The 6186-nt window shown below is 33.5% G+C and carries 6 protein-coding genes; all 6 read right to left on the reverse strand.

Annotated features, from left to right (window positions below; genetic code table 11):
- Positions 1-8 precede the first annotated feature (8 nt).
- Positions 9-980 carry a type I phosphomannose isomerase catalytic subunit gene (locus HHX25_RS02775; protein WP_169669828.1) on the reverse strand — a complete coding sequence of 324 codons (972 nt, stop codon included), beginning with the start codon at positions 978-980 and terminating at the stop codon, positions 9-11.
- Positions 981-1391: a 6-pyruvoyl trahydropterin synthase family protein gene (locus HHX25_RS02780; protein WP_169669830.1), complete on the reverse strand. Its 411-nt coding sequence runs from the start codon at positions 1389-1391 to the stop codon at positions 981-983.
- Complete coding sequence (idi, locus tag HHX25_RS02785; RefSeq protein ID WP_169669832.1) at positions 1388-1912, reverse strand: isopentenyl-diphosphate Delta-isomerase; 525 nt, start codon at positions 1910-1912, stop codon at positions 1388-1390. The genes HHX25_RS02780 and idi overlap by 4 nt, the downstream gene beginning before the upstream one ends.
- 135 nt (positions 1913-2047) lie before the next feature.
- Positions 2048-3952 carry an OmpA family protein gene (locus HHX25_RS02790; RefSeq protein WP_169669834.1) on the reverse strand — a complete coding sequence of 635 codons (1905 nt, stop codon included), beginning with the start codon at positions 3950-3952 and terminating at the stop codon, positions 2048-2050.
- 13 nt (positions 3953-3965) lie between these two features.
- Positions 3966-4898 (reverse strand): PorP/SprF family type IX secretion system membrane protein, encoded by a 933-nt coding sequence (locus HHX25_RS02795; protein WP_169669836.1) that lies wholly within the window; start codon positions 4896-4898, stop codon positions 3966-3968.
- Positions 4899-4929: 31 nt separating this feature from the next.
- A partial coding sequence (locus HHX25_RS02800; protein ID WP_169669838.1) for a T9SS type B sorting domain-containing protein occupies positions 4930-6186 on the reverse strand: 1257 nt, incomplete at its 5' end.

Here is a 6186-nt window from a genome sequence, read left to right on the forward strand (position 1 = left end):
TTGCAAAATTAAACATAAACTTCCAATAGTGTAGCATTTTTAGAAGCTATTTCAAAGTCTTTAATGGCTGCAGGAAGTAATATGGTTTCTCCTTTTTTTATAGGTTCGGAAACACCATTGACTAAAATTTCTGCAGCACCTTCTACACACATATATATTAAAAATGAATCGTGTTCATTTTTCTTTTTAAGCGTTTTCGTAACTTTTAAATAACTTGTTGTAAAATAGGGACAACTCACCATTTTATTAGACTGATTTTCTGTTTTAGAATAAGATACTCTAAAATTATCTGGCATGTTAAAATCGAATGCATCAATTGCTAAATCATTATGCAAATCTCTTTCGTTACCTTGATCATCCACACGATCCCAATCGTAAACACGATAAGTAATGTCACTTGTCTGCTGTATTTCGGCTACCATAACCCCTGCTCCTATAGCATGAATACGACCTACTTCAATAAAATATGTATCGCCAACTTTAACTTTATCAAAATTTAAAATCTTAGTAAGCGTTTTATCTTCTAAATGGCTTAAATATTTTTCTGGGGTCATCTCTTGGTTAAAACCAACTATTAAATTGGATCCTTTATCTGCCTGCAACGTATACCACATTTCTGTTTTCCCAAAAGAATTATGTCTTTTAGCAGCTAGTTCATCATTAGGATGCAACTGAATTGACAAATCTTCCCGAGCATCAATAAATTTAATAAGTAAGGGGAATTTATTTCCAAATATCTTATAATTTTTGTCTCCAATTAAATGCCCTTTAAAAGTTTCCAGAAGCTCTTTTAACGAATGTCCTTTTAAAGAGCCGTTCAGTACAATAGATGTATCACCTTCTACATCACTAATCTCCCAGCTTTCTCCAATATTTGGTAAATCGCTTTTTTTATTGAGAATAGTCTTTAATTTTTGTCCTCCCCAAATTTTATCTTTTAAAATAGGGCTAAATTTAAGTGGGTATAATGTATTGTTCATTTATTTTCCCGAATAGGTTACAAAATTACGAGGGGTTTCAAACAGGGTCACTTCCAATTCTAAATGTGAGACCAATTTTAACTTTATCTTATTATAGATTACGACCGCTATATTTTCGGCCGTTGGATTTAAATCTTTAAACTCTGGTACTTCAACATTTAAATTTTTATGATCAAAGGCATCTTCAACTTCAGCTTTAATAATATCTTTTAAGATTTTCATATCAATAACATAACCTGTTTCTTGATCGATCTCTCCAGTAATACTAACAATAAGTTCATAATTATGGCCATGAAAGTTTGGGTTATTACACTTTCCGAAAACCGCATCGTTCTTTTTAAAACTCCAATCTTTTCTATATAAACGATGGGCTGCGTTAAAATGTGCCTTTCTACTAACCGTTGCTCTCATTTAGAAATATTTATATATCCGTAGAATCTATCAAAAATCACCTTAAACCATTCTGTATATAACTCAGGTTGCGATAAAATATCTGCCTTGACTTCTTCTAAAGGCATCCATTTCCAATTAACCACTTCGTCTGGGTTAATAGTTGGCGCGTCATTATATTTACCTAATAAAACATGATCGTACTCATGTTCAGTCAATCCATTATCAAATGGTGCCTTATAGATAAACGAAATGGATTCCTGCAAGTCTACTACAAATCCCATTTCTTCTTCCAAACGCCTTTTCCCTGCTTCAATATTAGTTTCTCCATCACGTTGATGACTGCAACACGTATTCGTCCAAAGTCCAGGAGAATGGTATTTATTTAAAGCCCGTTGCTGAAGCATGAGTTCATTTTTATCATTAAAAATAAAAACAGAAAATGCACGGTGCAGCAAGGCTTTTTGATGGGCTTCCATTTTTGGCATTAATCCAATCTGCTCATCATTTTCATTAACAAGAATCACTTTTTCTTCTTCCATAGCATTACAAAAATACCAAGTAAATATTAAAAAAACATATTCTAGTTAAATATTTAAAATTAAAACTTGTTTATAAAATAGAAAAAGCATCCATATGTTTATGAATGCCTTTCTTTTTATAAGATGTCGTTTAATTTAGTTTACAACCAATATAAATTCACTTCTTCTATTTGCTTGATGCTCTTCTTCACTACATCTAATGCCCTTAGAACATTTATTAATAAGTACTGTTTTCCCATAGCCTTTACCTGTTAATCTACTTTCATCGATACCTCCTACCTTAACAAGGTATTCTCGGGTCGCCTTATTTCGCTTATGCGATAAGACAAGGTTATAAGATTTTGTTCCTCTTGAATCTGTATGCGATCTTATATCTACTTTTACTTCAGGGAACTCTTTCATATAATTTATAATCTTAGCTAGTTCTATTTCTGCATCGGGTCTTATATACGATTTATCATAATCGAAATAAATAGGCTTTAAATTAAGAAGATTAAATAAATCAACCTCGTTTGGTTTAGGCTCTAAGCTTAATTTTAATTTTATCTCTTCATCTGTTTTTGGGTCTATAATAAAGTTTTGAATATCTTTTTTATAATCTTCTTTTACCACTTCAGACTTGAATTGACTTTTATTATTCGGTAATTTAAGGTTAAATTCACCCTTTGCATCAGATTTTAAGGTTTCAACAACTTCATTTGCACTATTAACAATGACAACATCTGCTCCTGCTATGACCTGATTGGTATTTTTATCTATTACGATACCTGTTATTAGTTGCAAATAAGGGTTTCTCTTAAAGCTGTAAATGTCGTCATCCCCTTTTCCATTTTCTCTATTTGAAGAAAGATAACCTTCAAGCGTTTCTTCGTTTATAATATATTCAAAATCATCTTTAGGACTATTTATAGGCCGCCCTATATTGTGAGTTTTATTAGATGAGCTGGCTATCTCATCAATATTCTTGAAAGCAAATACATCTAGCCCTCCTAATCCAGGATGACCATCTGATGAGAAATACAAGGTACCGTTATCGCTTACATAAGGGAAATTTTCCCTGCCTTCTGTATTAATTTTTGGCCCTAAATTTATTGGCTCTCCATAGGTACCATCTTTATTAATATCTACAACAAAAATATCCGATCCTCCCAATGTACCATCCATATCTGAGGCAAAGTATAATTTCGTTTCATCTACACTTAATGTTGGATGGGCTACATTATATTCGTCACTATTAAAGGATAAAGATTCAATATGGGTCCATTCTCCTTCAATTAATGTTCCTTTATAAATTTTTAAACCGTGAATGTTATTGGTGTTCTTTTTAAATTTTCCTTTGTAGTAATTATTTCTTGTAAAGTAAACGGTTTTTCCATCTTTGGTAAACGCAGTGGACGATTCATGATATTTTGTATTTATATCGCCTTTGATTTCTGAAATTGTACCATCCGAATTTAACTGAAAAATATCTAGAAAGGGTTGTTCATTCCAATTGTAAAGTTTTTTACTTTTACTTCTTGAAGAGGCAAAAACTAAATTATTTTGATAAACTGAAGTTCCAAAATCTGATAAAGGCGTATTAATTTCTAAATTTTTCATTTCAAAATCATCAGATCGCTTCTCGATAATCTTTAAATAATCGGCATTAAACAATTTACTCCTAGAATCGTCTGGTTTTAAAGTTCTAAATTCACGCAGCACCTTATCTGCTTTAGCGTAATCTCCTATTCCTTTTAATGCTTGTGAATATCTAAAATAATTTTCTGGATCTAAATTTTCAACATCCAAATCCATTAATTCACCATACCATTTTGAAGCTTCTTCCATCTTACCATTAAAATAAAATGAATTTGCCAAACTTTGTAATAAGTCTGACGACTTATTACCTTCATTTGCAGCTTTTAAAAGTTTCTCTGTTGTTTTTATATACGACAAATTATCGTATTCCTTTTTGACACTTTTTGCTATACCTTTTTGAGAAAAGGATACATTAACACATATTAAAGCGAATAACGGTAGTATAAATAATCTTTTTTTCATGTCCTACGTCTTTTTAAAAGAATCTTGGCGATATAATTCTTCCCAATTGTTGCAATTCAAATCTTAACATAATTTCATGCGAACCACTATTGTAATTACTCAAGCCTGTGGTTGTTAAATCATAAGCATATCCAATAAATAAACCGTCACTTACTTGAAATCCTGCCAAACCACTAACTGCATCATCCCACCTATAACCTAATCCTAATGTGAACTTATCATTGAATAAGGCATTTAAAGAAAGGTCTGCTATTAATGGGGCTCCCGATACACCTTTTACTAAAACAGCTGGCTTTAGCTTTGTATTTTCATTTACATCGAAAACATAACCTCCTATTAAAAAATAGTGTAAACGTTCAGTAGCTACAGATTCCTGAATACCATCATAGTGCTCTGTTCTAAAAAAGTTTGGAACAGAAAGTCCTACATACCATTTTTCCGAATGCAAATACACACCTGCACCTACAGTAGGTGAAAATAGATTAAGGTTGTCATTAAATAATCTGTCTGGATATTGAAAAATACCTTTACTCCAATCGGTATCCAATAAGTGAAAACCTCCTTTAAGTCCGAATGAAAGTTCTGTATCCGTAATCTCATTTATAGGAATGGTATACGAAAAATTAACATCTACATATGTTTCACTTGCTGGTCCCAATTGATCGCTTACAAGATTTAAGCCTAGTCCTAGACGTTTATTTCTTAATGGTGCGTGTGCACCAAAAGTTATTGTTTTTGGTGCCCCTTCAATTCCAACCCATTGAGTACGGTATAGACCTGTTATACTCAATACCTCTCGTTGACCCGCATAAGCTGAGTTTACACTCATTGTATTATACATATACTGTGTGTATTGTGGATCTTGTTGTGCATTTAATTCTAGAGATAATAGTGCAGTAAACACTACTAAAATTAAACTTTTTGTCAATGATGATTGCTTTATCATTTTTAATTTCTTTAGTTGTTTGTTTACTATCTTATCTATTAATGTATAACCAACCTACTTTTGGCTTAGAACCGTCTCCTAAGTCTAATACATAATAATACGTCCCTACTGGTAACTTCTCCGTACCATTTATGGTAGATCTTCCGTTTGATATGCCATCAAATTCATTATCATAGCCCTGCTTCTTATAGACTATATTACCCCAACGGTTATAGATCTCTAATCGATTATTTGGATAGTTTTCTATACAATTAATCACTAAATAATCATTAACGCCATCTCCATTTGGAGAGAACTCATTAAGAACTATTAAACATCCTAATTCTGTTTCCGTTGGATCATCTTCGGTATTTCCGTCTACGTCATCACCATCATCACTCATATCTGTTATAGTTTCAAAACCAGGTGTCGTTCCCGATCCTACAATACTATTTACAACGCCTCCCGCATTTATAGCTTGCTCCGTTATATCAAAAGTAGCCGTATACGTTGCTATTTCTCCTGATAATAAAGTACCTTCAAGACTACCTAAATCGGCATCATCAAAAACAGGTTCTTCCGTTAAGGTTAATGGATTGCCATTTGCATCTGTGAATGTATCTACCAACCCTACATTCGTTAGCGTTACATTCCCTGTATTCTCTACTAAAATAGTATAGGTAATGGTACCTCCTAGCCCTCTATTAGACACATCAGCTATTTTTGTCACCTCTAGTTCTCCAATACAACTCACTGTTGTAGTAACTGTTAAGCTAATATCTGTTGGCCTATATGAACAAGGGTATAATGGATCTGTTGGAGTTTCTCCATCTGGAGGACTTATCTCGTTTCCATTGGTTACTCCATCTCCATCACAATCTGCAGCATTCCATGCCATACTTGGTGATAAAATGTCTGCTAACACAAATGAACATGGATCATTTGGATCAGTAGGCGTTTCCCCATCTGGAGGACTTAACTCATCTCCATTGATTACACCATCTCCATCACAATCTGCTATCAGATAAGCACCAGTTTGAACTAATGTTATATCTGCTAATATAGCATCACATGGATCGTTTGGATCCGTTGGAGCTTCTCCATCTGGTGGTGTTAACTCATGACAATCTGTTACACCATCTCCATCCGTATCTGTTAATGCTACAGCAGTATGCATCGGATCACATGGATCGTTCTCATCACTCGTACCCGTTGGTACTTCTGGTGTAGCTGGGTTATCGATTCCAGTAGTCTCCTCACAATCGGTAAGGCCATCGCCATCGGTATCGACTAACGCCACGGCAGTATG

The organism is Flavivirga algicola, assembly GCF_012910715.1.
GTDB classification, from domain to species: domain Bacteria; phylum Bacteroidota; class Bacteroidia; order Flavobacteriales; family Flavobacteriaceae; genus Flavivirga; species Flavivirga algicola.

What these genes read in the sequence shown, in the direction of transcription:
- idi (WP_169669832.1), bottom strand. Translation starts at nt 1,912, where the DNA reads ATGGAAGAAGAAAAAGTGATTCTTGTTAATGAAAATGATGAGCAGATT.
- HHX25_RS02780 (WP_169669830.1), bottom strand. Translation starts at nt 1,391, where the DNA reads ATGAGAGCAACGGTTAGTAGAAAGGCACATTTTAACGCAGCCCATCGT.
- HHX25_RS02775 (WP_169669828.1), bottom strand. Translation starts at nt 980, where the DNA reads ATGAACAATACATTATACCCACTTAAATTTAGCCCTATTTTAAAAGAT.
- HHX25_RS02790 (WP_169669834.1), bottom strand. Translation starts at nt 3,952, where the DNA reads ATGAAAAAAAGATTATTTATACTACCGTTATTCGCTTTAATATGTGTT.
- HHX25_RS02795 (WP_169669836.1), bottom strand. Translation starts at nt 4,898, where the DNA reads ATGATAAAGCAATCATCATTGACAAAAAGTTTAATTTTAGTAGTGTTT.